This window comes from Methanomicrobium mobile BP (assembly GCF_000711215.1).
Lineage (GTDB): Archaea > Halobacteriota > Methanomicrobia > Methanomicrobiales > Methanomicrobiaceae > Methanomicrobium > Methanomicrobium mobile.
The window spans coordinates 75218-99275 of the sequence record NZ_JOMF01000004.1 but is presented as its reverse complement, the minus strand read 5'-3'; the positions used below and the strand labels follow the sequence as shown (position 1 = coordinate 99275).

The 24058-nt window shown below is 48.6% G+C and carries 22 protein-coding genes; 16 read left to right on the top strand and 6 right to left on the bottom strand.

Annotation, left to right across the window (positions count from 1 at the left end; all coding sequences use genetic code 11):
- Positions 1-87: 87 nt before the first annotated feature.
- The 11 genes from T502_RS00450 (at position 88) to T502_RS09080 (ending at position 9061) form a co-directional block, all read left to right on the top strand.
- On the top strand, positions 88-603 hold the full coding sequence (locus T502_RS00450; protein ID WP_042705136.1) for a cysteine hydrolase family protein: 516 nt from the start codon (positions 88-90) through the stop codon (positions 601-603).
- A gap of 16 nt (positions 604-619) precedes the next feature.
- Positions 620-1585: an ABC transporter ATP-binding protein gene (locus tag T502_RS00445; protein ID WP_042705135.1), complete on the top strand. Its 966-nt coding sequence runs from the start codon at positions 620-622 to the stop codon at positions 1583-1585.
- Positions 1586-1587: 2 nt separating this feature from the next.
- Positions 1588-2316, top strand: coding sequence for an ABC transporter permease (locus tag T502_RS00440; protein ID WP_042705134.1), 729 nt, complete (start codon positions 1588-1590; stop codon positions 2314-2316).
- Between the two features lie 229 nt (positions 2317-2545).
- Positions 2546-3574, top strand: a complete 1029-nt coding sequence (locus T502_RS00435) for an ABC transporter substrate-binding protein (protein ID WP_157197427.1) — start codon at positions 2546-2548, stop codon at positions 3572-3574.
- Positions 3575-3891: 317 nt separating this feature from the next.
- Positions 3892-4644 (top strand): type IV pilin, encoded by a 753-nt coding sequence (locus T502_RS00430; protein ID WP_084172908.1) that lies wholly within the window; start codon positions 3892-3894, stop codon positions 4642-4644.
- Positions 4645-4704: 60 nt separating this feature from the next.
- Positions 4705-5244: a type IV pilin N-terminal domain-containing protein gene (locus tag T502_RS08425; RefSeq protein ID WP_169736964.1), complete on the top strand. Its 540-nt coding sequence runs from the start codon at positions 4705-4707 to the stop codon at positions 5242-5244.
- 351 nt (positions 5245-5595) lie between these two features.
- Complete coding sequence (locus T502_RS09015; RefSeq protein ID WP_042705131.1) at positions 5596-6264, top strand: type IV pilin N-terminal domain-containing protein; 669 nt, start codon at positions 5596-5598, stop codon at positions 6262-6264.
- Positions 6261-6863: a type IV pilin gene (locus tag T502_RS08420; RefSeq protein ID WP_052358923.1), complete on the top strand. Its 603-nt coding sequence runs from the start codon at positions 6261-6263 to the stop codon at positions 6861-6863. Before T502_RS09015 ends, T502_RS08420 begins: the two co-directional genes overlap by 4 nt.
- Before the next feature lie 440 nt (positions 6864-7303).
- Positions 7304-7996, top strand: coding sequence for a type IV pilin N-terminal domain-containing protein (locus T502_RS00410; RefSeq protein WP_084172904.1), 693 nt, complete (start codon positions 7304-7306; stop codon positions 7994-7996).
- Between the two features lie 2 nt (positions 7997-7998).
- A complete protein-coding gene (locus tag T502_RS08415) occupies positions 7999-8595 on the top strand; it encodes a type IV pilin N-terminal domain-containing protein (protein WP_157197426.1) in 597 nt (198 codons plus the stop codon).
- A gap of 46 nt (positions 8596-8641) precedes the next feature.
- Positions 8642-9061: a hypothetical protein gene (locus T502_RS09080; protein WP_042705129.1), complete on the top strand. Its 420-nt coding sequence runs from the start codon at positions 8642-8644 to the stop codon at positions 9059-9061.
- A gap of 4 nt (positions 9062-9065) precedes the next feature.
- Here T502_RS09080 and T502_RS00395 read toward each other — a convergent pair whose 3' ends face one another.
- Positions 9066-9356, bottom strand: coding sequence for a type II toxin-antitoxin system mRNA interferase toxin, RelE/StbE family (locus tag T502_RS00395; RefSeq protein ID WP_042705128.1), 291 nt, complete (start codon positions 9354-9356; stop codon positions 9066-9068).
- Between the two features lie 343 nt (positions 9357-9699).
- On the opposite strand from T502_RS00395, the gene T502_RS08410 reads away from it, so the two are divergent.
- On the top strand, positions 9700-10464 hold the full coding sequence (locus tag T502_RS08410) for a type IV pilin N-terminal domain-containing protein (protein ID WP_342665727.1): 765 nt from the start codon (positions 9700-9702) through the stop codon (positions 10462-10464).
- A gap of 4 nt (positions 10465-10468) precedes the next feature.
- The gene (locus T502_RS08405) at positions 10469-11059 is read left to right on the top strand and encodes a type IV pilin N-terminal domain-containing protein (RefSeq protein ID WP_084172954.1); all 591 of its coding nucleotides are present in this window, start codon (positions 10469-10471) and stop codon (positions 11057-11059) included.
- An 824-nt stretch (positions 11060-11883) separates the two neighbouring features.
- On the opposite strand, the gene T502_RS00380 is transcribed toward T502_RS08405, so the two are convergent.
- Positions 11884-12852, bottom strand: a complete 969-nt coding sequence (locus T502_RS00380; RefSeq protein WP_042705127.1) for a DUF475 domain-containing protein — start codon at positions 12850-12852, stop codon at positions 11884-11886.
- Positions 12853-12905: 53 nt separating this feature from the next.
- Positions 12906-14279, bottom strand: coding sequence for a protoporphyrinogen/coproporphyrinogen oxidase (locus T502_RS00375; RefSeq protein WP_042705126.1), 1374 nt, complete (start codon positions 14277-14279; stop codon positions 12906-12908).
- A gap of 188 nt (positions 14280-14467) precedes the next feature.
- On the opposite strand from T502_RS00375, the gene T502_RS00370 reads away from it, so the two are divergent.
- On the top strand, positions 14468-15094 hold the full coding sequence (locus T502_RS00370) for a transglutaminase-like domain-containing protein (protein ID WP_042705125.1): 627 nt from the start codon (positions 14468-14470) through the stop codon (positions 15092-15094).
- A gap of 105 nt (positions 15095-15199) precedes the next feature.
- On the opposite strand, the gene T502_RS00365 is transcribed toward T502_RS00370, so the two are convergent.
- On the bottom strand, positions 15200-17386 hold the full coding sequence (locus T502_RS00365; protein ID WP_042705124.1) for a clostripain-related cysteine peptidase: 2187 nt from the start codon (positions 17384-17386) through the stop codon (positions 15200-15202).
- Positions 17387-17520: 134 nt separating this feature from the next.
- On the opposite strand from T502_RS00365, the gene eno reads away from it, so the two are divergent.
- Entirely contained in the window at positions 17521-18810 is a 1290-nt protein-coding gene (gene eno, locus T502_RS00360) for a phosphopyruvate hydratase (protein ID WP_042705123.1), read from the top strand.
- 123 nt (positions 18811-18933) lie between these two features.
- On the opposite strand, the gene thrS is transcribed toward eno, so the two are convergent.
- On the bottom strand, positions 18934-20694 hold the full coding sequence (gene thrS, locus T502_RS00355) for a threonine--tRNA ligase (protein ID WP_042705122.1): 1761 nt from the start codon (positions 20692-20694) through the stop codon (positions 18934-18936).
- A 534-nt stretch (positions 20695-21228) separates the two neighbouring features.
- On the opposite strand from thrS, the gene T502_RS00350 reads away from it, so the two are divergent.
- Positions 21229-23028: a DEAD/DEAH box helicase gene (locus T502_RS00350; protein ID WP_042705121.1), complete on the top strand. Its 1800-nt coding sequence runs from the start codon at positions 21229-21231 to the stop codon at positions 23026-23028.
- 123 nt (positions 23029-23151) lie between these two features.
- Here T502_RS00350 and T502_RS00345 read toward each other — a convergent pair whose 3' ends face one another.
- Positions 23152-24048 (bottom strand): hypothetical protein, encoded by an 897-nt coding sequence (locus T502_RS00345; protein WP_042705120.1) that lies wholly within the window; start codon positions 24046-24048, stop codon positions 23152-23154.
- Positions 24049-24058 lie beyond the last annotated feature (10 nt).

Sequence of the window (24058 nt, the reverse complement as noted above, 5' to 3'; positions counted from 1 at the left end):
CGTGATATCGCGGTTCTTTGAAGGTTCTAAGGTTCTTTGATTATTGCGGAATGATAAACGGATAATGTGATATGTAAAGGAGGTATCATGAGAAACATTGCACTGGTCGTAATCGACATTCAGAATGACATCACCAAAAATTACAGGGCGATTGTCGATCGCATCAATACAGCGGTCGATTGGGCTGCGTCTGAAAAGATGCATGTGGTCTATATAAAACACAATAACCTCTCGGCAGGAACAAGGACATTCAAGCCCGGCACCCGCGGCGAAGAACTTGTTCCCGAACTGAAGATTGTCTCGGACAACATTTTCGTGAAGTCAAAGTCCAATGCGCTCACAAGCGAAAGTTTTGTGGAATTTATCGAAAATAACGGAATCAGCGAGTTTTATGTCGCCGGCGCCGACGCCACGGCATGTGTCAAGTCCACGTGCTTCAACATGTCTAAGGCGGGCTATAAGGTGCACGTGATCTCGGACTGCGTTACAAGCTACGACACGGGTAAACTGGATGAGATGTTTGCCTATTACGCGGCGAAGGGTTGCGAGGTAAAGCAGTTGGCCGATTATATCGGCGGCGGAGGCGATTCCGGAATAAAGTAATCGGAATTGATGTTTAATGGACGGAATAATAACGAACGCTCTTACAAAGAACTACGGCAGTCTCTGTGCCGTGGACAGTCTGACGCTTAAAGCGGAGAATGAGATCTACGGTCTTTTGGGACCCAACGGTTCGGGAAAGACAACGACGGTGCGGATGCTGACCACGCTTCTCAGCGCGACTTCCGGGTCCGCCGAGGTCTGCGGATACGATATCGCGAAGGAAAAGTCGCAGGTGCGTAGCTGTATCAGCTATGTGCCGCAGGATATGGCGGTGGACATAAGGCTCACGGGACGCGAGAATGTCGACCTTTTCGCAAAGCTCTACGGCATTCGGGACAAGGCGGAGAGGAAACGGATTGTCGCGGATGCCCTTGAAGTCGTCAACCTCACCGACCGTGCCGATTCCATGACAAAGACCTATTCCGGCGGCATGAAACGGCGTCTCGAGCTCGCTCAGGCCCTTGTTCACCAGCCTCAGGTTCTGTTTCTGGACGAGCCGACAATCGGGCTTGACGTAGCGTCCAGAAGGACTATCTGGGAGCATATTACCAAGCTTAAGAAGTCGGGAATGACCATTCTGGTCACGACGCATCAGATGGAGGAGGCGGAACGCTACTGCAATAAGGTGGGCATCATCCGCCGCGGAAAGCTGATAAAAGAGGGTGCGCCGGCGTTTTTGAAAGCCGATCTTAAGAAGGAGATTATCACGGTCAAGTCGGACGGCAACCTGCCGCAGTCACTCCCCGAAGGTGTGACCTTTATCGAGACGAACGAGTCCGGTTTCATATTCTCGGCGGACAAGGGAAGCAATGTCCTGCCCGAGCTTACCGCCGCCTTCGAGGCGGAGAAGTCGCACGTCATATATTCCTCGGTTCGCGAGCCCAATCTCGAGGATGTCTATATGCAGTCCTGCGGCGACGACCGCGGCGACAATATCCCGTTTGACGACAGGCAATTCAGGAATCTAATGACGAGGAGGTAGGGATGTACAGAGTTTTCTATTATGCGCAACGCGATCTTCTCCGCTGGATAAGAGCGCCTTTAAACGTGGTCTCAACCCTTGCGATGCCTGCCGCATGGCTCATCTTCGTGGGTCTTGCGCTGCCGACAAGGTTCACGGACAATTATCTGGATTTCATAACCCCCGGTATTCTGGTGCTTACCATGCTCTCCGCAGGACTTTCCGGCGGTTCGAGTCTTATGTTCGATAAGATTCTCGGATATCTGAACAAGTTCCTTGCAATGCCGTCGCCGCGTGAGAGCATACTCTTCGGCAAGATTCTCTTCATCACCTCCCGCGGTCTGATTCAGACGACGATCATACTTCTGATTGCGATACTCATCGGCGCCACGATTCAGCCGATTTATGTCTATCCGATAACTTATCTGATACTCTTCCTCTTCGGCATTCTCATATCGTCGTTCGGAACCACGATTGCGCTTTACATTGGAGAGCACGACACCTATGCGGCGGTATCCACGTTTATCTCGATGCCGCTCTTCTTCACGTCGAGTGCCCTCATGCCCTATTCGGAGATGCCCGACTGGCTGAATGTCTGCGCTCACCTGAATCCGATAAGTTATGCGATAGATGCCGTGCGCTCGGTCGGTGCGGGAACATTCCCCGTTTTCGAGATGGCGTTTCTCTTATCCGCTTCGTTTGTCATGGTTCTGATAAGCGTGGTCATCTTCAGAAAGATAACCGTAAGATAAATTCAAAAAAAGTTATGACTAAATTATAATAATATAATATTTTAACCGAATAATTCGCTGTCACGATTGTGAACGTGCAGGCAAAAAATGCAGATCGGCAATGTCGACTGATACGATAGACAGAAAAGATTGACTGAAAATTTAGACTGTAAATATATGGGTGATCGTTTTGATAGGTAAAAGAATACGAATCGATGAATTGAACGAAAATAAAAATAACGCCGGCAAATTGAGCGCAAAAAGGGTCCTTACTCTGTTCTGCGCCGTCCTTCTGATTCTCGGAGCGGTCATGATTGCGGGATGCACAACGGCACCCCCTCAGAACGAGGGCATTACCGTCATGCAGTCCGACGGAACCTATGTGAATCTGCCGCATACCGCCGAGAGAATCGTAATCTTAAGCTCGAATGCGGGCGAGATGCTTCAGATCCTCGGTGCCGCCGATAAGGTCGTCGGCGCTGCCGACAGTATCCTTTCCAATGAATACATAGGACCTATGTTTCCGAATGCCGCGGACACGGGAAAGTGGAATGTGCCCGATCTGGAGACGATAATCTCACTCTCTCCAGATGTCGTAATCGCGTATTCAAGTTCGAAGCCGAACAATGCCGATGCGATAAAAGCCGCCAATATCCCCATAGTCTATATCGACTGCTATAAGCCTACGACCATGTGTCAGGACGTAAGGGAACTCGGTAAGCTGGTCGGCAATACCGAAGAAGCCGAAGCCTTCTGCAAGTATTACGAGGGCGTAATGGACACGCTTTCTTCGCGTATCAGCAATATCTCGTCGGAACACCCGCGTGTCTTCTGCGAGGGCTATACGGATTATTCCGCCCAGGGAGTAGGATCGGGAATGGATCTGCTTCTGAATATCGTCGACGGCGTCAACATAATTCAGGAAGAGGATACGTCCTCCTCGATGAAGGTATCGCCGGAATGGATCATCGATCAGAACCCGCCGGTCTATATCAAGGTGGCAACCCATGCCAATATGGCGGATGCGGAGAACAGATACAATGCGATAACATCGCGAACGGGATTCTCCGGTATTAAGGCGATTGCAGACAACAGGCTTTGGCTGATTGATTCGGGAATCACCTACGGTCCGAGATGCTTTGCGGGTGCGGCTTCGTTTGCGAAGATGCTCTATCCCGACGAGTTCAAAGATCTCTCGGTTGAGGATATGCTCAAAGATTACAATAAGCGCTATTCGCTGAATCTGCCCGTCGAAAACACGGTATATCCGAAGTTCTGAGGCATGATGTCCCGTATAAATGCATTTCGAAAATTCACGGGGTGAATTGGGGAAATATTATTTTTTTATTCAATGCATTATGCATCTCAAATCCGTTGCACACTATGATAATTTTCACAAATATTCACTCCTCAGCATCACTCGCGAAATATTTTTGAAAAGGTATGTGTAAAGTATTATTTACAATAAGTAACAAATATAGAACTGCTTCATGTGAATGTACTACAAATATAATTGTATATTCGGTGACATAGGGGTATGATCATAATATACGGTTGGTGTTCCGCATTCCCGTGAGGTATTGAGGATTTTCAAGAATGAGTAAAAGTTTCCTGAAGAATACGGATGCGGTATCTCCTGTTGTCGGGGTAATGTTGATGCTTGTGGTGACCGTCATCATTGCCGCCGTTGTAAGCGCGTATTCAAGCGGAATGATTGTTACTACTCAGAAAGTGCCTACGGGATCTTTTGACTGTAAAATAAGCAATGACGGTTCATGGAGCAACAGCGGTTTTTCGCTCAGTGTTCTGTCCGTCAGTGAACCTATTCAGACAAAAGACGTCAAGCTGACCACATCGTGGGTAACTACAAACAAAGACAAACCCACTGAAAGAATCAGTGACACTGTAGCAACCATAGGTCTTCAGCACCAACTCGAAGGCAAGTACTCGAATGACGGTAACAGTTATATTGATCATTACGGTACTGTGAAAAAACTCCAGTCTCCGTTAGGATACGGACCGGGTGTTCAGAATACCACTGCCGACTTTACCAAGGTAACAATTAACGAACAGAATTACGGTAACTACCTGCTGACCGCGGGAACTACGCTTGTCGCCAAGCCTTACGGTAAGGATGCGACTACGGGAGGATACGGTATAGCGCAGGATAAGCGTTACGAATACACTAAAGGCAATAAATATGATCCCAAAACCATTAAGACCGACGAGATGGGCGGCATTCTCGGATCCAAGTGGTATAATCTGAGGCCCGGAGACACCGTAAACGTAAGGCTGACTTATATGCCGACAGGTTCCGTTCTTTTTGAAAAAGATGTAATTGTGGAATGATAATACATGAAAAGAGTATCCGTTAAAAATAAAGAAGCTTGTAATAAAAAGAGCAGCAGATTGAATATCGGAAACGAAGCGGTTTCTCCTGTGGTGGGGGTAATGCTCATGCTTGTGGTGACAATCATTACCGCAGCCATCGTCAGCGGATTTGCCGGCGGACTTCCGGATACGACTTACAAAACATCCAATGTAGCACTTAAAGCCACTTACAGCCAGACCAACGGTCTTACCATCACCAATATGGGAGGAAGTCCCGTGGGAACTTCGAATACGGTTATTATAACCAGACTCACGGACACTTTCGGCGATAACGAACACCTTTCGTGGACGATTGATCCGTATGACGTCGTCACCAAGCGCGGTCAGGAGGCAGGCAGCAGTTATGCCTGGTACACGAATTCGGGTTCTTCCGGAAAAAACAGCTTTGAGGCAGGCGACGCGGCATATGTCGCGCCCGTATATATGCAGAACGGTATGGAATCCGCAAATACGTTCTCGGTCAATAATGAATCCAATGTCGGAAAGGAATTCTGGGTAGAATTGAGCGACAGATCGGGAATGGTATTTGCAAAGACCAGAGCCGTAATTACGAAGTAATATCCTAAATGATCTTGCTGGATCATACGGAACAAATAGGGAATGATGAAGCCGCCGGCACCGACGGATACGGTCAAAACATTATTGTTTTTGATTTCAATGCCGAATCGGCTCTGTTCCCGTGAGTTCCGCAGAATCATTTGCAATTTTTATTGAATTGTTCAACAGTTTTATTGCGTTATATGATAAATATTAAGGGAAATGACTTTCAAAAATGATAGTCGGTTCGTGTCACTGTATGAATATGCATTTTCCCGGTTCTGGTAAGACGGTTTGATATGCAAAGATCAGTGATATCACCCCGGTTTTGTGAAGTTTAAAGTTTAAGGAACATTTAGGGACAGATTGCGGATGAGAAAAGGAATGTCAAAGAACAGCGATGCAGTCTCTCCTGTTGTGGGGGTAATGCTGATGATTGTGGTTACCGTAGTCATCGCCGCCGTTCTCAGTATTTATGCCGGCGGGATGGCGGTCACTACCCAGAATGCACCTTCGGGATCGTTTAACTGTAAAATTTCCAACGGGGGTACGTGGGAGAACAGTGCCTTTGCGCTCGATGTCATCTCGGTCAGTGAGTCGATTCCCACGAAAGACGTGAAGCTGACCGTATCATGGATAGCTTCGGACGGAACGACGGATAACGTGGATACAAAGGGACCGGCGGAAAAAGGAAAGGAGAACTGTCAGTATGACGGCTATAAATACAATGTTCCTTTGGGATACGGTCCCGATATTGACCGTATCCCTTCAGAGCTGTACAATGTGAGCCAGTTTTACGGAAACTATGCGCTGGTTGCGGGAAGAACACTTTATGCGATGCCAATCGGCGCTTCGGGCGAGGGTTACGGAGTAACGCAGCGCTATGAATATTCCGTGGATTCACAGGATCCCATGCGTGCGATTCTCGGACGGGACTGGAATCATTTGAGAGTCGGCGACAGGGTGAATGTAAGACTAACATATATCCCTTCAGGTAAGGTACTGTTCGATAAAGATGTCGTTGTGGAGGAGAAAATATGAAAATCCCGAATGATAAAAAGAGCGGATTCAATGGCAAAACCGAAGCGGTCTCGCCGGTTGTCGGTGTAATGCTCATGCTTGTTGTGGTTATAATCATCGCTACCGTTGTTACCAGCCTTTCCGGCGGAATGATGGACACAAGTCATAAGGTCTCGAATTTGGGAATCAGAGCCACTTACAGCCAGACCGACGGTCTTGCCGTCACCAATCTGGGCGGCGATCCTCTGGAGACTGCCAATATTGACATTCTGATAAGACTCCCCGATACTTTCGGTGATTACGAGCATATGACATGGACGATCGATCACCGTATGATTACTTCAAAGCGTTTTCCGGGAAACTCTAAGGGATCGGGCGGTGACACTGCATGGCTCAAAAACGACGGTTCTCAGGGAGTGTATGTTTTTGCGCCCGGCGATACGGCATATGTCAAGCGCAACGAGATGCCGGCAGGTCATGATGTCTTTGATGTGAATAATCCTAACAGGAACCCGTATTCCATTCAGAGTCGATATAATATCGGAAAGGAATTCTGGGTGGAAATTGTCGATAAAAAGGGAACCACTCTCGCAAAGACCAAGACTACGATAGTAAAGTAAGGCAGTCCCGCGGGTGCAGTCCCGGGGTTTTTCCGCGAAGGTCGGTAGCTGCCGATAAAATCGTCTTCAAACATCTCAGTCCTCTCCGCCACCTTCACTCATCTTCACCCCTTCAATAATATTCACCCACTTCACTCATCTTCAGCCCCCTTCATCCCATCCTCAATGCTCTTCAATAATCTTCAATCAGTTTCAGACATTTTCCTGCTGGATGCTTATATTGTGATATTTTTGTCTTGTATTTTCACAGTTTGTATTATATTTATTAATAATTATAATTACTATGCAAACTATTAATAATTATAAATATTTTAATTATAATTATCCACATGTTAACTGTTATACGTATCATATTGGAATTGCTAATGATGCCGGGGGGTATGATCAGAAAAGTATGAGTTAATTTGCCCTCGGTTTGTGGAGTTTGAGGGATTTATTTAATGAAAAAAAGTATGCGAAAGAATACTGATGCAGTATCTCCGGTGGTGGGGGTAATGCTTATGCTCTCGGTGACCGTCATCCTCGCCGCTTTGGTCAGCGCGTATGCGGGGGGGACGGTAATGCCGGCTCAGAAAGCACCTTCGGGAACATTTGAATGTAAAATCGTCAACGGGGGCACGTGGGATAACAGCGGTTTTACAATCAATGTTCTGGCGGTCAGTGAGCCAATTCCGACAAAGGATGTAAAGTTGATCACATCGTGGAGAGCTTCGGACGGGTCAGCCGATACCGTAGTGACTACGGGACCGCCCGGTAAAACAACCAATTGTTATTACTGGGGCTTTAAATACCATGTGCCGTTAGGATACGGTCCGAATATCGATTGGGATCCTTCGGAGCCGTACAAAGTCGATCAGTTTTACGGAAACTATTCGCTGTTTGCGGGAACAACCCTTTATGCTTCGCCGTGCGGTGCGAATACCACTACGGGAGGATACGGGGTGACTCCGCAGACACGTTATGAATACTATCATACCGGTCAATACAGCAGCGGGGGATACACGGATCCGATGCGTGCCGTTCTCGGACGCGACTGGAACAATTTGAGACCCGGCGACAGGGTCAATGTCAAACTTGTGCATATCCCGACGGGTACGATGCTGTTTGAGAAGACTGTCACGGTGGAGGCATGATCATGAAGAGATTATCCGTAACCGCTGAAAAGAGCGGGTTCGATATCGGGACCGAAGCGGCATCGCCGGTTGTCGGTGTAATGCTCATGCTTTCGGTGACGCTCATTCTCGCCGCACTGGTCAGCGGCTTCGTCGGCGGACTTCCCGATGGGGGAACCAAAGCATCCAATGTCGCGATTAAAGCCACTTACAGCCAGACCGAGGGTCTTGCCGTTACGCACATGGGCGGAGATGTCATAGGAACTTTGGATACGGTCGTTATTGTCCGTCTCTCAAATTCTTTCGGCGATGCAGAGCATATGTCATGGAAGATTGATCCGTGCAGCATCGTCAATAAACGCGGTGAACTTACAAAAACGGTTCCGTGGCTCACTAAAACCGGTTCTGCGGGAGTGGTGAGTTTCGCGGCAGGCGACACGGCATATGTCGTGCCCGATAAGGCTAAGCAAAATACGGGGGAATATCTTCAGAACGGATTAAAGTCCGATAATAAGTATTCATTCGATAATAAAGCCAATCTCGGAAAGGAGTTTCTGCTGGAATTCTGCGATACTTCCGGAACGACGTTTGCAAGGACCAGAGTTATAATTGCGCCGTGATAGTTGTCTGATAACCGGCAAAAAGTTCGGCAAGAATGCACGGATCATGATCTGTGAACTGCCGAACAAATTAATTCAATCATTGGAAAAGAGAAGACATGACAAAGAAGAAGACGGTATATATCCGCCGGTTGCATCAATGCGCAGGCGGATAAGACCCGCTTCTTTTACCATAATTGTCTTGAAATTGTCATTTTTATCGGTTCGGGCATTTCGCGCCGATTATTCGGACAGAAAGGTTATCTCTTTTCATGCCCAAGAGATAATTATGAAAACCGTAGAGATGTCCGATGCCGCTTATAAAGAGTTGCTCTCCCGTCGTATAGGTCGCGAATCCATATCAAAGACGATTTTGCGAGAGCTTAAGCCTGTCCAATATAATAGTAAAGCATTAGAGGAACTTAAGAGAATTGAAAAAGGTACGTTTTGTTCGTTGGATGAAGCCGAGAAAAAATATGGAATATAGCTTTTTAAGAATTCAACCAATTGTGATATTTTTCCTCGGACATAATTAAATAGATTTGTGCATATCTGTCAGGTTTCTTTCCCATAATTTTATAGATGACAACATGATGGCGTCCTACGTGAAGTCTCCAGAATCCTTTTAAATGTCCTTTCAGTTCATGTTTATCGCATTCATTTATGGATATTAAAAGATATTCTCCGAGACATTTTCTGATCTTTTGCTTTATTTCATCACTATAGATCTTATTTTTTTGCAGATACCTGATAGCATCAATTGATATTTGTGTATCTGTCATAGTTTATCTTTTTCACATATCGTTATTTTGATAAATAGTATTTATGAAATGATTCAATCTGTTTCAATTATGCCGCGCTTAGGCCATAATCGATAATTTTTCCTGTCGCTCTTTTGGCAATATTCCTCATACTCAGTAATTTTCCTTTTTTTTTTGTACGTCCACGGCATTTTTTCATCCGCGCTTCCCGGGTTTGGCAACATCTCCGATGCCGTTCAAGCACGTTTCAGTATTACGAAAAGTAAAATTTTAATTACTATGGACTACATAATGTATAGTTGCTTCATAAGAACTGTTACACAAATTATATTCGTATGCTTTTAACTCACTCAAAGAATTAAAAATGTATGCAATTGTTTGTGCGCCGGTTTTGTGGAGTTTTGAGGTATTTAGTAGAATGAAAGAAAATATGCGAAAGAACACCGAAGCAGTATCTCCTGTGGTTGGAGTTATGCTTATGCTTGTGGTGACAATCATCATCGCAGCCGTTGTCAGCGCTTTTGCAGGGGGAATGGCAAGCAATCAGCAGAAAGCTCCTACGGGAACATTCGAGTGCAAGATCGTCAATGACGGTACATGGGGCGGTAGCGGTTTTAACCTTCAGGTACTGGCAGTAAGCGAGGCGATTCCGACAAAAGACATAAAGTTAACAACATCCTGGAAGGCTTCCGACGGAACTTCCGGCGGTGAGGTGATTACGGGACCCGTTATTGGTGATGATGCGAAGCTTAACACGCATTACAAAGACGGTGCTAACAAATATCACTCTCCGTTAGGATTCGGCGCTCACGTTGACGACTGGAAAGCTTCAGGAGACTATGCCAAAACTCAGTATTACGGAAATTACACCCTGCTTGCAGGAACAACAATGCACAATTCACCGTACGGCTGGAGTGCAGCTTACGGTGGATACGGAGTAAGTGCAGGTACGCATTATTCATACACAAACGGTAGTGCATATGAGTTCAGCAGAGATGTTGATGGTGTCCAGGCGATTCTCGGAGAAGAATGGTACCATCTTATGCCCGGTGACAAGGTCAATGTCAAACTGACGCACATTCCGACAGGCACAGTACTGTTTGAGAAAGATGTCGCAGTGGAGGGATAAAATCATGAAGAGATTATCTGTCAATAACAAAAAGAACGGACTCAGCAATGAGGCGGTCTCGCCCGTTGTCGGTGTAATGCTCATGCTTGTGGTGACCATCATCATCGCAGCGGTTGTCAGTGCTTTTGCCGGCGGACTTACCGAATCAACAAGTAAAGCACCTCAGGTATCATTGAAAGCAACCTACAGTCAGACCGACGGTCTTACCATCAGTCATCAGGGCGGAGATGCCATAGGTACTCTGGATACTGTCGTTCTTGTCAGACTCGGAGATACATTCGGTGATGCCCAACATATGGTCTGGGCACAGAATGCAACGACCATTGTCAATAAGCGCGGCGACCCATCCGGTTCAACAGCAGGTACTGCCAATGCATGGCTCAGAGATGGAGGTTATTCCGGAGTAAAGAGTTTCTCACCGGGAGACAACGCATTTATTGAAGCTCCGTATAATGCGAAGGAATTCATGCAGCCCGGCGCAAGTGCCACGTATGGAATTGACTCCGTTGCAAATATCGGAAAGACATTCTGGCTGGAATTCGCCGATAAAGACGGCAGGACATTCGCAAAGACCGAAGTTGTAATTGCGCCGTAACGGCTGAAAAACAGTTGAAAAGCTCCGGAAAGAACACACATAAAAAATCAGAAACACACACGCAAACACAAATTACACAAATCAATCCAAACAACAAACACGACAAAGACAGAACATATCCGCAAGGCTAATCGCCTGAATAAGAACCGGATCATACCATACTGACATAAGGTCGTATCCCGACGGAAAAATTAGGATATCGGCAGACCGATGGGCAGGAATGAAGTGCCCGAATCTTTTGTCACGGCAGAAGACGAGGGCGTTTTTTCTGTTCGCGATTATCCGAATGCCGGAAGGATACCGCCTTAAAGTATTGTGCAAAGACCCATGCTAAAACCGAACAAAAATCTGAAAGAAGACCTAAGACAGAACCAGAACGAAAACCAAGCGAAAATTCAAACAAATATCTAACACAAATCTAACACAAATCTAACAAAATCCTACAATTGCGATGAAAAAATAATTGACCGATTGATTTTCATATCCATGATAAAAAATCCGGAAAATGCCCTTGACGGAACCGATGCCGACTTATATGTCCCCGCAGGCAATATCTACGGCAGTATCGGACGGGGCATTTAAAATGTTTTTCGGCAATTTTTGCCCGTTTTGCCCTGCCCGAAGCAGTATTTCCATTACTCTGCTTTCATGGCTTTCCACAGCTTTCCACATCCGCTTCGGGCATGGCAAAATTCTGCATGCGATTTTAATACGGTATTCATGAGGTTTCGCATACGATTCCATATACAATTCCGTCTGCGCAATTCGCATGGATACGATGCGTTGCCGCGGAATAATGCCCGCAAATAAAAAATGATAATGTTTCAGCACTTATCCGCGATGCCTTTCTTTATCCTTCTTATCGACAGATAGAAGAATACGGCAACTATTGTAATGGTGCACAGCGGCGCCACGAGTGTCGGAATCTCAACTCCGAAACCTTCGGCGCACATGATGATGCCGAGTATGAATATCGAGTACATGGCGCCGTTCTTGAGGTAGGCATATTTCCTGATATTCTCTATATTTCTGACCGTAAGCTCCCTTACCACGACCGCACCCAGACCGTTTCCGATGAGAATGAGCGGAACGGAGATTGTAAACGCGAATGCACCGATGACGCCGTCAATGGAGAAAGTGGCGTCTATGACCTCAAGGAGCATGAGTTTGCTGATATCGGCTTTGTGGAGTCTGCCGGCATCGTCGTGTTCTTCCGCGATATTGCAGGTCTGACTCAGTTCCGCGGATTTGGAATCGGCGAAAAGTCTGAAACCCTGCATTATAAAGAAGAGTGCCGAGCCGCCGACTGCCGCAAGACAAAGGTAGGGGTCGACGCTGACGGCATTGAATACGACCGCGAATAGGACAATGCCCGCGACCGCGTAGAACCACGGCGCATGCTTTGACATCGCAAGTTCGCCGGGGACAATGCAGTTCTTTTTCTCCGCCATAAGCCAGTGTAGGAAGAGATAAACGAGGAATATTCCTCCGGCAAGCAGAAGGTAGGGGGCACTGTGTTCGATTGCCGCGGAAGCTATCGGGTCGCCGGAAAACGTGACGGTTATAGCCCCTATAGGACCTAAGGAAGGGGTTGAAAACCAGATAATCAGCCACGGCAGAAGACCGCGGATGACGAAGACGGCGATTAAAATACCCCATGTCAGGAACCAGCGGCGTGCCCATTCCCGCATTGTCGATAGGATATCGGCGTTGATGATGGCATTGTCTATGCTTGCGACGGTCTCGAATGCCGCAAGACCTATAATAATCAATATGCCCGAAATTATGTCCATCGCCGATAACCTGCCTTAATCGTCCCGATCAAATAAATTCTCCGCTTGAGTCTTTATTTCTTCGCGTTGCCTATATTTGCGGCATAATCCAGAACATGTCTTATGCAGCCGTCCATGTTGAGATACTCAAACTCCGAGAATCTGCCGACGAGGTCGATACCCTGCGACTCGAAATATTCCCTCATTATTTTGACGTTTTTCAGATATTCGAGGTCGTATACGACGTATGCATACTCGTAGCGGTGTACGGAGGTGAATACGACATCGTCACGCGATTTGACGACATTCATCTTAATCAGTCCGCGGACAACCTCATCGACAAGTTCCTCGTCTCTCATCTTCGAGATTTTATCGCCGTCATTGTAGGTAATCTCCGCAAGGACGGACGAACAGCCCTTGGGCGCAACCGCGGTCGAGAAGTTCGACGGGAATGAGATGCGGTTGAACGCACCGATATCGGTCTGCGGGATATACATCCACGAGATGTCGCCGACGCCGCCTTTAACGCCGATGCCGATGCAGGCAATCGAGTTGTACCTGAGGTTTTCGCAGGCGGAGGCGGCGTCTTTGGGCACGTTTGCGCCCGCATTCTTAAGGCATGAGAGAAGTACGGTCGGCGGCAGTGTGGAGATTACCTTATCGGCGGTGAAATCGCCTTTCGAGGTCTTTACGACGAAACCGGCGTTGCCTCCGTTACTCACTTTGCCCCCGCCTTGGTTGCCGTTGCGGACGACACCCGTAACCTCGCAGTCCGTGATTATCTTATCTTTGACAGGCTCTTTGAGAGCATTGACCATTGCCTCGATTCCGCCGTGAATCGGGTAGGTGAAGACGGACTGGTGCGTGTATCCTTCGGTCTCGATGCCGATTGCGGATTTGATGATGTCCTCCACCGGCGGACGCGGGATTCTTCCGTCGACCCAGTGAAGCGACATATCTTCGGTCTTATAGTTCCAGATCTTCTCGTTGTAGGGAACCATGTAGGATTCCGCGATTCCCCTGCCGAATGTGTAATATATCCATTCCCTGAAGTTTTCCGGTTTTTTGAGCTCGCCTTTTTCGAGCGCAATCAGATTCTTCACGAACTCGTTTATGCAGAAGAATCTGTCTTCGGGGGGAAGGTCGTGCAGCCCGTTTTCGAAGGGATACTTCACGTGTGCGCCTTTAAAAAAGATCTTCGTATTTCGCTTTCGTTTGTCTTTGTTCTCCGTGAGCACGTCGCAGAGAAAGTCGTTGACCTCTTTGTCGCGGCTGAAAATAATATGCGAGCCGCCGATATCAAAAGTAAATCCGTCTTTGGTCTCGGAGCGACAGAGTCCGCCCGTATTCGCCTCTTTTTCGAGGACGGTAACGTCATGTCCCCTGAGGGTAAGGGTGTTTGCAAGCGCAATTCCGGTGAGACCGCCGCCAAGTACTGCAATTTTCACAATATTATGTAGGATTGTAATTACAAATAATCTCGGTTTCGGTTCGGTTTTTATGATGTGTTTTAATGATGTGTTATTATGATGTTTTTATGATGTTTTCATTGTATGATATTCGGGTGTTTTTATGGACTGTGTTTTCGTTCACATCCGATGAAACATCATATATCTTCGGAATTCATAGTTTTAGTATGCCTTTCAATACGACTCATCCTTCAACCGATTTTCTTGCCGCCGACGAATACGTCGATTATGACTCCCCCGTGATTGCGAAAAAGGCAGGGGATCTTTTTTCGGGACTCTCATCCGATGTCGCTAGAACAGAAGCGGCTTTTAACTTTGTCCGCGATGAGATATTGCATATCTTTGATACCGGCGAAGACATCATAACCGTAAAAGCTTCCGACGTTCTTACGAAGGGCAGGGGAATCTGTCATACCAAATCCATACTTCTGGCGGCATTTCTGCGCTATGTGAAGATACCTTCAGGTTTTTGCTTTGAGCGCATAACCCTTGCCGACGACGATTCCGAAGGTTACTGCGTTCATTGCTTCAATGCCGCCTTTGTAAACGGCAGATGGGTATTCCTTGACACAGGCGTGAATAAGGACGGAATCAATGCGGAGTTCTCTCCCGACCGACCTGTTTTTGCGTTTATTCCGCGTCCGCAATACGACGAATATTTCTGGAACGGCATCCATGCACGACCCCAGCACGCTACAATGCTGATGCTTGAAAATGCAAAGACACGTGAGGATATTTTCAATAATATTCCCGATTATTTGGATGAAAAGCCCGATATCGAGCATACGTTTTGAAATCGTTCCAAAGTATTATAAAAAAAAGAAAATTTTGTTTTTATTATGTATTTGATTTATATCTTTGTTTTTTGTCCTTGTTTTTTTGTCTTTGACCGACGGATTTCAGTATTTTTTATGCACGACATATGCCATTGCACCGACAGATGCGATTACGGAGAGAATCGGCATCATCGGTGACGTTGTCGGTTTGGGAGTGGCTGTCTGGGTTGTCTGGTTTGTCCGGGCATTCGTGGCATTTGCCGCGGATGAGGCGCCTTCCGGCTCAAAGAAGTATGACTGACCTTTCATCCAGTATATGACTTCGGTAAGCCAGGTACATTTATCGGCGTCCAGTTTGACCACTGTCAGGGCATTGAGGGGATTATCGCCGAAGGTATATGACTTATCGGAGATGATTTCGCTGACACTGTTCGTCATCGGGTCATAGACCGTGATCTTTGGTGTGAAAACGTCGCCTTTCAGGATACTGCCGTTACCCCAGTAATCGAATTTGCCGCCATTGTTCTCGATGGAACTGACCGAGATGTCCTTTACTTTCATAGTCGAAGGATCCGTGATTACCGTAATGTATGACGGCTTTGTGACGGGACTTCCCTTAACGACGCGTGTGAGGTTGCCGAAGATGTAATACATATACACGGGCTTGTTGTCATTGTCCGTGTAGGTACCTCCGTATTCCATGCTGACCGTTATCGGCGCATTGCCTTCGGACTGAAGAACAAACCATCTGCAGTCCCATTCCGGTATCGAGTAGGAACCGCTGGGAACCGATGTCCAGACATCGCTGTATTTGCCGTCGGTCTGATTCTTCATCTTCTCTTCGAGCGGCACCTGACCGATTCTTATGTATCTGTCGCCGTCAAGGTAGATGTAATCGCAGACCGCGTCATACGATCCGTAAGTGTCGGTAAACGTGACACTCTTTGAACCGGCTGCACGTGAGTCATAATAATCATCATAATATTCATCATAATCTGCATAATCCCCGGAATCCGCATTGTCATAATAATCACCGGAATCATCGTCCGTATAGGCGGCGTGGGGCACGCTGTCGGTTCCTGCGAGAGTATAGTATTTGTTCATGTACGAATACCAGTTTGAGCCGCCGAGGTCGATCCAGTTTCTGGGTATATCGGAAAATCCTTCGGAAGGTATCGCAACGGAAACACCTTTTGCCGATGAGAAATACCCGTCATCCGTGGCGTAAATCACGAATCCGTCGACTGCCGAGATTACGTTCTGCGCTGCATCCTTAAGACTGCCGTCGCTGTATTCCGTCAGCATTTTTGCGAATTCGTATACGTCCATCGCGATAATCTCGGAGGGGTCGGCGTTGTACGTGCCGAAGCCCTGCGTATTGGTGTAGATATATCCGATTGCCTGAAGCGACTCGTAGTCGTCGACAACGGCGTATAACTCCCTGCCCAGATTTTCAATCGCGGATACGAGATCTTTTGTCTTCTGCATACGCACCAGAGACATTGTCATCTGATAATCGTCCTGTTTCACATAGGCATCGGAGATTATCCTGCCCATCTCTTCGTCCGTTATGGAGGGTTTGAGATTCAGTGCGCGTCCGATTGCCGCATAGTCATATCCCATTCCCGCGACAAGTTCCTCGGATGCCACCATGTAGTTTGCATACGGATTCAGTTTATCGGCAACCTCGATTGATCCCATGAGGCAGGCATCGAAAGCCAGAATATTGTAGGGGCGTGTTCCCGACGCGGCAAAGGCATCGGAGATATCTTTTATCTCTAATTCTTTGCCGGTGTTCTCGTCGATGCCGAATCCCGAGTATCCTCCGCCGTGATCCCAGAATATTATGTAGCGGTCGGCTTCGGTAAGACCGTTATCGGCGGCATATTTGTCCGCATAGCGCAGACACTCGGTCAGAGCGTCGGCACTTGAGATCTCTTTGTTTATTCTGAAAAGTACATTCTTTGTTTCGCTGTAGCCGTCATCCGTACCGATTTCTCCGTCGGCAATGTCGACCGCGAGATTCTGCATGTTTGCCACGGCTATGGAATCCTTCCAGCCGATCTTGTTGGATCCGCCGTAGAAGACAAGTAAGTCGCCCTGTGTATCTTTCCAGTTCGTAAGAAGGTCGTTGAGGTTATCGGTTGCTGCATAACTGTAACTCTCAAGGTCCGAGCCGACGATATACATTACGATGTATTTCTGATCGGCTGCCGCCACTGGGGATACGGCGGCGCTCAGTAAGACTGCGGCGGAAAGAAAAAGCATTATTCCGCTTATTTTCTTTCCGCTCTCAGATGATATGTTCATGAAAAATTCATTAATCCTGCCTTATATAATACCTTGTGAAAGTGGCAAGTTTTTTTGTTATACCTGTTCAATAATAGAGGGTATCAGAGTAACTGAGTAAATCATATATCGGTAATTTAAAGGACGGTTTTTCCATGAATACATCAATAACGAAGATAATCGGAAGAGAGATCCTCGATTCGAGAGGAAATCCGACTGTAGAGGCTGACGTTTATCTCTCATCGGGGGCATTCGGAAGAGCGGCATGTCCGTCGGGTGCCTCGACGGGCGTTCATGAAGCGGTTGAGCTTCGCGACGGCGACAAGAAGCGTTTCGGCGGCAAGGGCGTTACAAAAGCGGTTTTCGGCGTCAACAACGCGATTGCGAAGAAGATCGCCGGCATGGACGCACTGAAACAGAGAGATATCGATGCCGCGATGATCGCCGCCGACGGCACGGAGAACAAGGGCAAGCTCGGGGCAAATGCGATCCTTACCGTCTCGATGGCGGTTGCACGCAGTGCGGCGCAGGCAAAGGGACTGCCGCTGTGGAAATATTTATGCGAATTCTCTGGTGCGCAGCCGACTTTGCCGGTTCCGTGCATGAATATCATGAACGGCGGTGCACACGCCAACTGGCAGGGTGCGGATCTTCAGGAGTTCATGATTGCCCCTTACGGCGCTCCGAGTTTCCGCGAGGCTCTCAGATGGGGTGCGGAGGTCTATCAGGCACTGAAGGCGCTGCTCAAAGAGAAGGGACACTCCACCGGCGTCGGCGACGAAGGCGGATTTGCTCCGCAGGTGCCGTCGAACGAGGAGCCGCTTAAGCTCATAGTCGAGGCAATAAAGAGGGCGGGCTACGAACCCGGCAAAGACATCGGCATTGTCCTTGACCCCGCGTCCAGCGAGATCTACGAGGACGGCGTCTATAACCTCAGAACCGAAGGCAGAAAGCTGACCTCGGACGAGATGGTGGAGTTCTATAAGGGACTCTGCGAGAAGTATCCGATTGTTTCCATCGAGGACGGACTTGCCGAGGACGACTGGGAAGGCTGGAAGAAGCTCACCGACGCCATCGGCTCAAAGGTGCAGCTTGTGGGCGACGACCTCTTTGTGACGAATGTAAAGAGGATGGAACTGGGTATCGAGAAGGGTGTCGCGAATGCCGTTCTTATCAAGCTGAATCAGATCGGAAGCGTGAGCGAGACCGTCGATGCCATCCGCCTTGCGCAGAAGAACAACTGGGGCGCAATGATCTCCCACAGAAGCGGCGAGACCGTCGATTCCTTCATTGCCGATATGTCGGTTGCGATGGGCACGGGTCAGATCAAGACCGGCGCACCCGCACGCGGCGAGCGTGTCGAGAAATACAACCAGCTCTTAAGAATCGAAGAAGAGATGGGCGCATCCGCAAAGTATGCGGGACGCAGTGCGTTTATAAGATAACGTTCTGACGTTCATAAGATAAGGTAATCAAATTCAAAAATACAAAAAATCATTTTTTCGGAAATAATTTCATTAAAAGTTAAAATTCAAATTGCCAAAAAAGAAGGAAAAATCCGGTCTTTTTCAGACTCTGTCGCGAATCTCGGTCGTGATCTTCTCGAGGAACTCTTCCGGCGACATTGAAACCGTCTTGCTGTCGCGGGTGCGTATCGAGATATTCTGATTCTCAAGCTCTTTCTCGCCTATGATAATCATGTAGGGCACGCGCTCGGTATATTGCGCCTGTCTTATCATATATCCGATCTTCTCGTTGCGGTTGTCGAGTTCGCAGCGGATATTTGCGTCCTTAAGCATCTTGTAGATGTAGCCCGCATACTCCTCGCTCTTCTTGGAGACCAGAAGCACCTTCGCCTGCACCGGCGAAAGCCAGACGGGGAACTTACCCGCATAATGCTCGGTGAGAATACCGATGAAACGCTCGATTGAGCCGAAGCAGACGCGGTGGATCATAATCGGGTGCTGTCTGTCGTCGTTCTCGTCGACATAGGTCAGGTCGAAGTTGAGCGGCATCTGGAAATCGAGCTGGATGGTTCCGCACTGCCATGTGCGTCCGAGACAGTCTTTCAGGTGGAAATCGATCTTCGGGCCGTAGAAAGCGCCGTCACCCTCGTTTATGGTGTAGGGCAGATTCATCTTATTGAGAGCATCCTTAAGACCGTTGGTTGCCGCTTCCCAGTCCTCGTCGCTTCCCATGCTGTCCTCGGGACGGGTCGAGAGCTCAAGGTAGTATTCGAATCCGAATTTCGTGTAGACCTCGTTGATGATTCTCACGACATCGGTAATCGTCTCGGCGATCTGGTCTTTTCTCATGAAGAGGTGTGCATCATCCTGTGTGAAGCAGCGGACACGGAAGAGACCGTGGAGAGTACCTCTCAGTTCGTGGCGGTGCACGGTACCGATCTCTGCCAGACGAATCGGAAGCTCGCGGTAACTGTGCGGCTGTGTGGAATAGACCATGACGGCGCCGGGGCAGTTCATCGGCTTGATACAGTACGGCTCGTCATCGATCTCGGTCGCATACATATTGTCCTTGTAGTGATCCCAGTGACCGCTGGTCTCCCAGAGGCGGCGGTTCATGATAAGCGGCGTTGAAATCTCCTGATATCCGTTCTGGCGGTGAATCTCGCGCCAGTATTCGAGGAGCGAGTTCTTGATTGTCATGCCGTTGGGGAGGAAGAACGGGAAACCCGGACCTTCGTCGGAGAACATGAATAGCTGCATGTCCTTGCCTATCTTCCTGTGGTCGCGTCTTTCCGCCTCTTCCTGAAGTTTTATGAATTCGTCGAGTTCTTTTGCGGTCGCAAACGCGGTACCGTTGATCCTCGTGAGCATCTTGTTTTTGCAGTCGTTCTTCCAGTATGCACCCGAGATATAGGTGAGTTTGAACGCCTTCAGTGTGCCCGTATAGGTCAGATGCGGACCGGTGCACATATCGATATATTCGCCCTGCTGATAGAAGCTGATGGGTTCGTTCTCGGCAAGATCGGCGATATGCTCCACCTTATACGGCTCGTTGCGCTCTTTCATCAGTTTGAGGGCTTCTTCGCGCGGAAGTATGAAAGGTTTAATCTGAAGATTCTCCTTGATTACTTTGCGCATCTCTGTTTCTATCGTTTCAAGGTCTGTCTCTGAAAGTTTTGCGTCGCCCAAGTCAATGTCGTAGTAGAATCCTTTCTCTGTCGCGGGTCCGTATGCAAATGATGCCGTCGGATATAAGCGCTTTACTGCCTGTGCAAGAATATGTGCCGCAGTATGACGTATTACATGCAGTTCATCCTCTTTGGGACATTCTCCGGTTTTGCCGTCGCTGTAAATTACTTTCATTGTTTCATTCCTTGAATTGATTCTTCTTAATAATGCAAATTATTCTCATTATTTTTTCTTATGACAGTATAGTTATTTCGATATATGGGATTGCACGGTATTGCACGGAATTGGGTGTGATTGCAAGGGATTGAACGGAATTAGATGGGATTGAATCGGATTGTATGCGTTTGTCCGCGATTGCCCGCGGTATTTCCGGCGATAGCGTGACGGGCGCGGGTATTAAAAATGAGCCGCACCCCCGTTTCCTATCGTGTAGGAAATATTCGCGAAACGGTGCGGTTTTCGCGAACACTCCAGCAGGCGCCCGCGTAATACGGCGCATAAAGACTCACGGTTTTTCATGATCCCTAAATGCAAATACGGCTGATTCGGGATTTATTTTCGGCGACCTCATCTCTGTCCGAATGCCGGTCCGCGGGTCAGCCCGCATGCACTCCCGATTTACGCACCCTTTTGCCGATTGAAAAACAATATGCCATTATTTTCTCCTTTGCCAACTGTCTTATAGTTCGGACGACGTATAATAAGTAAATGGATACATTTTTGAAATTCACCGAGCTGAATATTTCGGACGAAATACTCAGGGCTGTTGAAGACATGGGCTTTGAGGAGCCGACCCCGATTCAGCAGCTTGCGATTCCTTTAATCATGAACGGCCGCGACGTAACGGGTCAGGCACAGACGGGAACCGGAAAGACGGCGGCGTTCGCGATTCCGGTAATTGAGAAGATAAACGCGGAAGAGCGCCATGTTCAGGCAATGGTCCTCTCGCCGACACGCGAGCTTACTATTCAGATTGCCGAAGAGTTCAACAGGCTCCTGAAATACCGCGACGACATAAGAGTCCTCCCCATCTACGGCGGACAGGACATAGAGAGGCAGATTTCGGCGCTTAAACGCGGCATTCACATCGTCGTCGGCACCCCGGGAAGGGTGATGGATCACCTCAGGAGGCGGACGCTGACGCTGAACAATATCAGCACAATCGTCCTCGACGAAGCCGATCAGATGCTCGATATGGGATTCAAGGAAGATCTCGAGGAGATTCTGGAGTATGCCCCCGATGAGCGCCAGACCATTCTTTTCTCGGCGACGATGCCCAAACCCATTCTCAGAATCTCGAAGGAGTTCCAGACCGATCCCGAATTTCTGGCACTCACTCCGACCGTGCTTACCGTGCCCTCGATTGAACAGCTCTATATCGAGGCACGCGAAAAGGACAAACTGGACATTCTCTGCCGCCTTATCGACATAAACGGCGGTCTCTCGATGATCTTCTGCAACACGAAGAAGCGTGTCGACGAGATCTCGTCCCTGCTTCATTCCCGCGGTTATTTCGCCGAGGGACTTCACGGCGACATGAACCAGTCCTCACGCGACCGCGTCATGAACAAATTCAGGTCGGGTTCGCTCGATATGCTCATCGCAACCGATGTCGCGGCAAGGGGCATAGATGTCGACGATATCGACACGGTCTACAACTACGACGTTCCGCAGGATGCCGAGTATTACATTCACAGAATCGGACGTACGGGACGTGCGGGCAAAACGGGACGTGCATACACCTTTGTCGGTCCGCGTGAGACCGCAAAACTGCGCATGATCCAGAAGCTTGCGAAGGCAAAGATCAGACGCGTGCCGCCGCCGAGCATAAAAGACGTGGAGAACTGCCGCATTGACAGATTCCTCGATAAACTTCGCGGCGTCATGCGCGACAGCGATCTGACGGCATACATAGCGCCGGTCGAGAAACTCATGGACGAGGATTTCGCCCTGACGGATATTGCCGCGGCGCTCATAAAGGTTCAGGTCGAAGGCGACGGAAGAAGCGGCGGTTCGATGCCGGCGTCGGCATCCGCGGTGCAGACATCGTACGCATCATACGATTATGCCGGAGATTCCGAGGATTACGGTCACGACTCAAGGCGCAAAAACGGCAAAAACCGCTTTGACCGCGATGAGAGATCGGAGAAATTCGAGAGATTCGGCAGAGATGAGAGAAGGGAGAGGGGCGACCGCAGGCATGATGCCGGCAGAAACCGCAACCTGCGCCGCGAGTTCGAGGATACGGGAGCGGAGCCGGGCATGGTCAGATTCTTCATCAATGTCGGCAAATCACAGGGCGTAAAGCCCAAGGATATCGTCGGCGCCATCGCGGGCGAGGCTCACATTGCGGGTAAGAACATAGGCGCAATCAGTATCTTAAACGACTTCTCGTTTGTCGAGATTCCGATGGATCTGGCTCAGGATGTTCACAGAATCATGAACGAGAGCACAATCCGCGGATACGAGATCTCGTTCGAGCCGGCAAGGAAGAACGACCGCAGATAAAAAATAAAATACAAAAAAACAAAAAAAACAAACAACAAAAAACAAAAAACAAAAGATCAAAAATCAAATAAAAAATATATTTTTTTTGAATTATCGGCGCCGCAGGGCTGCCTTTGGCTGCTTTTACTCTTCGCTTACGCAGACCCATGAATCGTAGATGGGGTCGCGGTCATTCTCGATTATCTTATATCTGCGTCCCGCATCACTGCACCAGCCCGCAACCCTCTCTATCTCGGGTTTGGTTGCGGTCGAGATCACGGTCTTTTCCGAGAGCTCAAAGAGTTCGTATATGATATCCTCCCACATATCGGCGTTGAAATTCGTGATATCGCCGAGCATCAGACCTATTCCAAGATTGCATTTCGGGCAGAAATCCGAGGCTCTCGTGCCGTCGAGGCACATGGCACGGGACGGTTCCAGCCTCTTTCGCTGAATGCCGCAGGAGATAAGCGCGGCATCGTAGTCGAACGAGAGCGTTTCGTAACCGAAGTCGCGGAGGACCGAGGTGGCAACCCCGGAACCGCAGCAGAAGTCAATCGCCGTCGGTTTTGCGGCACCGTTTCTTGTGCCGTCACCTGCGCCAGTTCCCTCGTTTCCTTCCATTATTTCACTTCCGGGTATCAGATTGAGCGATTTAAAGAGGCTCTCAATCATCTCGTAGCGCCCTTCGCGGTTGTCCTCGATGACGTCGGGAAACTCCCTGACAATCTCCCCGCAGTAGTATTCGCGGAGTGCCGCAAGATAATTCGAGCGCTCTTCCTGATAGATATCGCCGTCGAGAGCCTCGATTCTCTCAAGGACTTCGACCGAGAACGGTCGGAATACGAACGAGGTCACGGTCCAGCCGCCCTCCTCGAGGAACGCCGCCGCAATCGGGTCTTCGTTCTCGTCAACCAGCAGTTTCGCGGCGCTGTAATCGCCGTCGAGCAGGAACCGCGTGTATTCCGAATCGGCGCAGTCCATGATGGCAGGTTCTATACAGATGGGGTCGTTAATCTCGAAAATATCAGCAAGGGTCATATTGAACTCC

What these genes read in the sequence shown, in the direction of transcription:
- T502_RS00380 (WP_042705127.1), bottom strand. Translation starts at nt 12,852, where the DNA reads ATGGACATAATTTCGGGCATATTGATTATTATAGGTCTTGCGGCATTC.
- T502_RS08405 (WP_084172954.1), top strand. Translation starts at nt 10,469, where the DNA reads ATGAAGAGATTATCTGTCAATAACAAAAAGAACGGACTCAGCAATGAG.
- T502_RS00370 (WP_042705125.1), top strand. Translation starts at nt 14,468, where the DNA reads ATGCCTTTCAATACGACTCATCCTTCAACCGATTTTCTTGCCGCCGAC.
- T502_RS00440 (WP_042705134.1), top strand. Translation starts at nt 1,588, where the DNA reads ATGTACAGAGTTTTCTATTATGCGCAACGCGATCTTCTCCGCTGGATA.
- T502_RS00445 (WP_042705135.1), top strand. Translation starts at nt 620, where the DNA reads ATGGACGGAATAATAACGAACGCTCTTACAAAGAACTACGGCAGTCTC.
- T502_RS08415 (WP_157197426.1), top strand. Translation starts at nt 7,999, where the DNA reads ATGAAGAGATTATCCGTAACCGCTGAAAAGAGCGGGTTCGATATCGGG.
- T502_RS09015 (WP_042705131.1), top strand. Translation starts at nt 5,596, where the DNA reads ATGAGAAAAGGAATGTCAAAGAACAGCGATGCAGTCTCTCCTGTTGTG.
- T502_RS00450 (WP_042705136.1), top strand. Translation starts at nt 88, where the DNA reads ATGAGAAACATTGCACTGGTCGTAATCGACATTCAGAATGACATCACC.
- T502_RS00430 (WP_084172908.1), top strand. Translation starts at nt 3,892, where the DNA reads ATGAGTAAAAGTTTCCTGAAGAATACGGATGCGGTATCTCCTGTTGTC.
- T502_RS08410 (WP_342665727.1), top strand. Translation starts at nt 9,700, where the DNA reads ATGTATGCAATTGTTTGTGCGCCGGTTTTGTGGAGTTTTGAGGTATTT.
- T502_RS00410 (WP_084172904.1), top strand. Translation starts at nt 7,304, where the DNA reads ATGAAAAAAAGTATGCGAAAGAATACTGATGCAGTATCTCCGGTGGTG.
- T502_RS00365 (WP_042705124.1), bottom strand. Translation starts at nt 17,386, where the DNA reads ATGAACATATCATCTGAGAGCGGAAAGAAAATAAGCGGAATAATGCTT.
- T502_RS00395 (WP_042705128.1), bottom strand. Translation starts at nt 9,356, where the DNA reads ATGACAGATACACAAATATCAATTGATGCTATCAGGTATCTGCAAAAA.
- thrS (WP_042705122.1), bottom strand. Translation starts at nt 20,694, where the DNA reads ATGAAAGTAATTTACAGCGACGGCAAAACCGGAGAATGTCCCAAAGAG.
- T502_RS00345 (WP_042705120.1), bottom strand. Translation starts at nt 24,048, where the DNA reads ATGACCCTTGCTGATATTTTCGAGATTAACGACCCCATCTGTATAGAA.
- eno (WP_042705123.1), top strand. Translation starts at nt 17,521, where the DNA reads ATGAATACATCAATAACGAAGATAATCGGAAGAGAGATCCTCGATTCG.
- T502_RS09080 (WP_042705129.1), top strand. Translation starts at nt 8,642, where the DNA reads ATGATCTGTGAACTGCCGAACAAATTAATTCAATCATTGGAAAAGAGA.
- T502_RS08420 (WP_052358923.1), top strand. Translation starts at nt 6,261, where the DNA reads ATGAAAATCCCGAATGATAAAAAGAGCGGATTCAATGGCAAAACCGAA.
- T502_RS00350 (WP_042705121.1), top strand. Translation starts at nt 21,229, where the DNA reads ATGGATACATTTTTGAAATTCACCGAGCTGAATATTTCGGACGAAATA.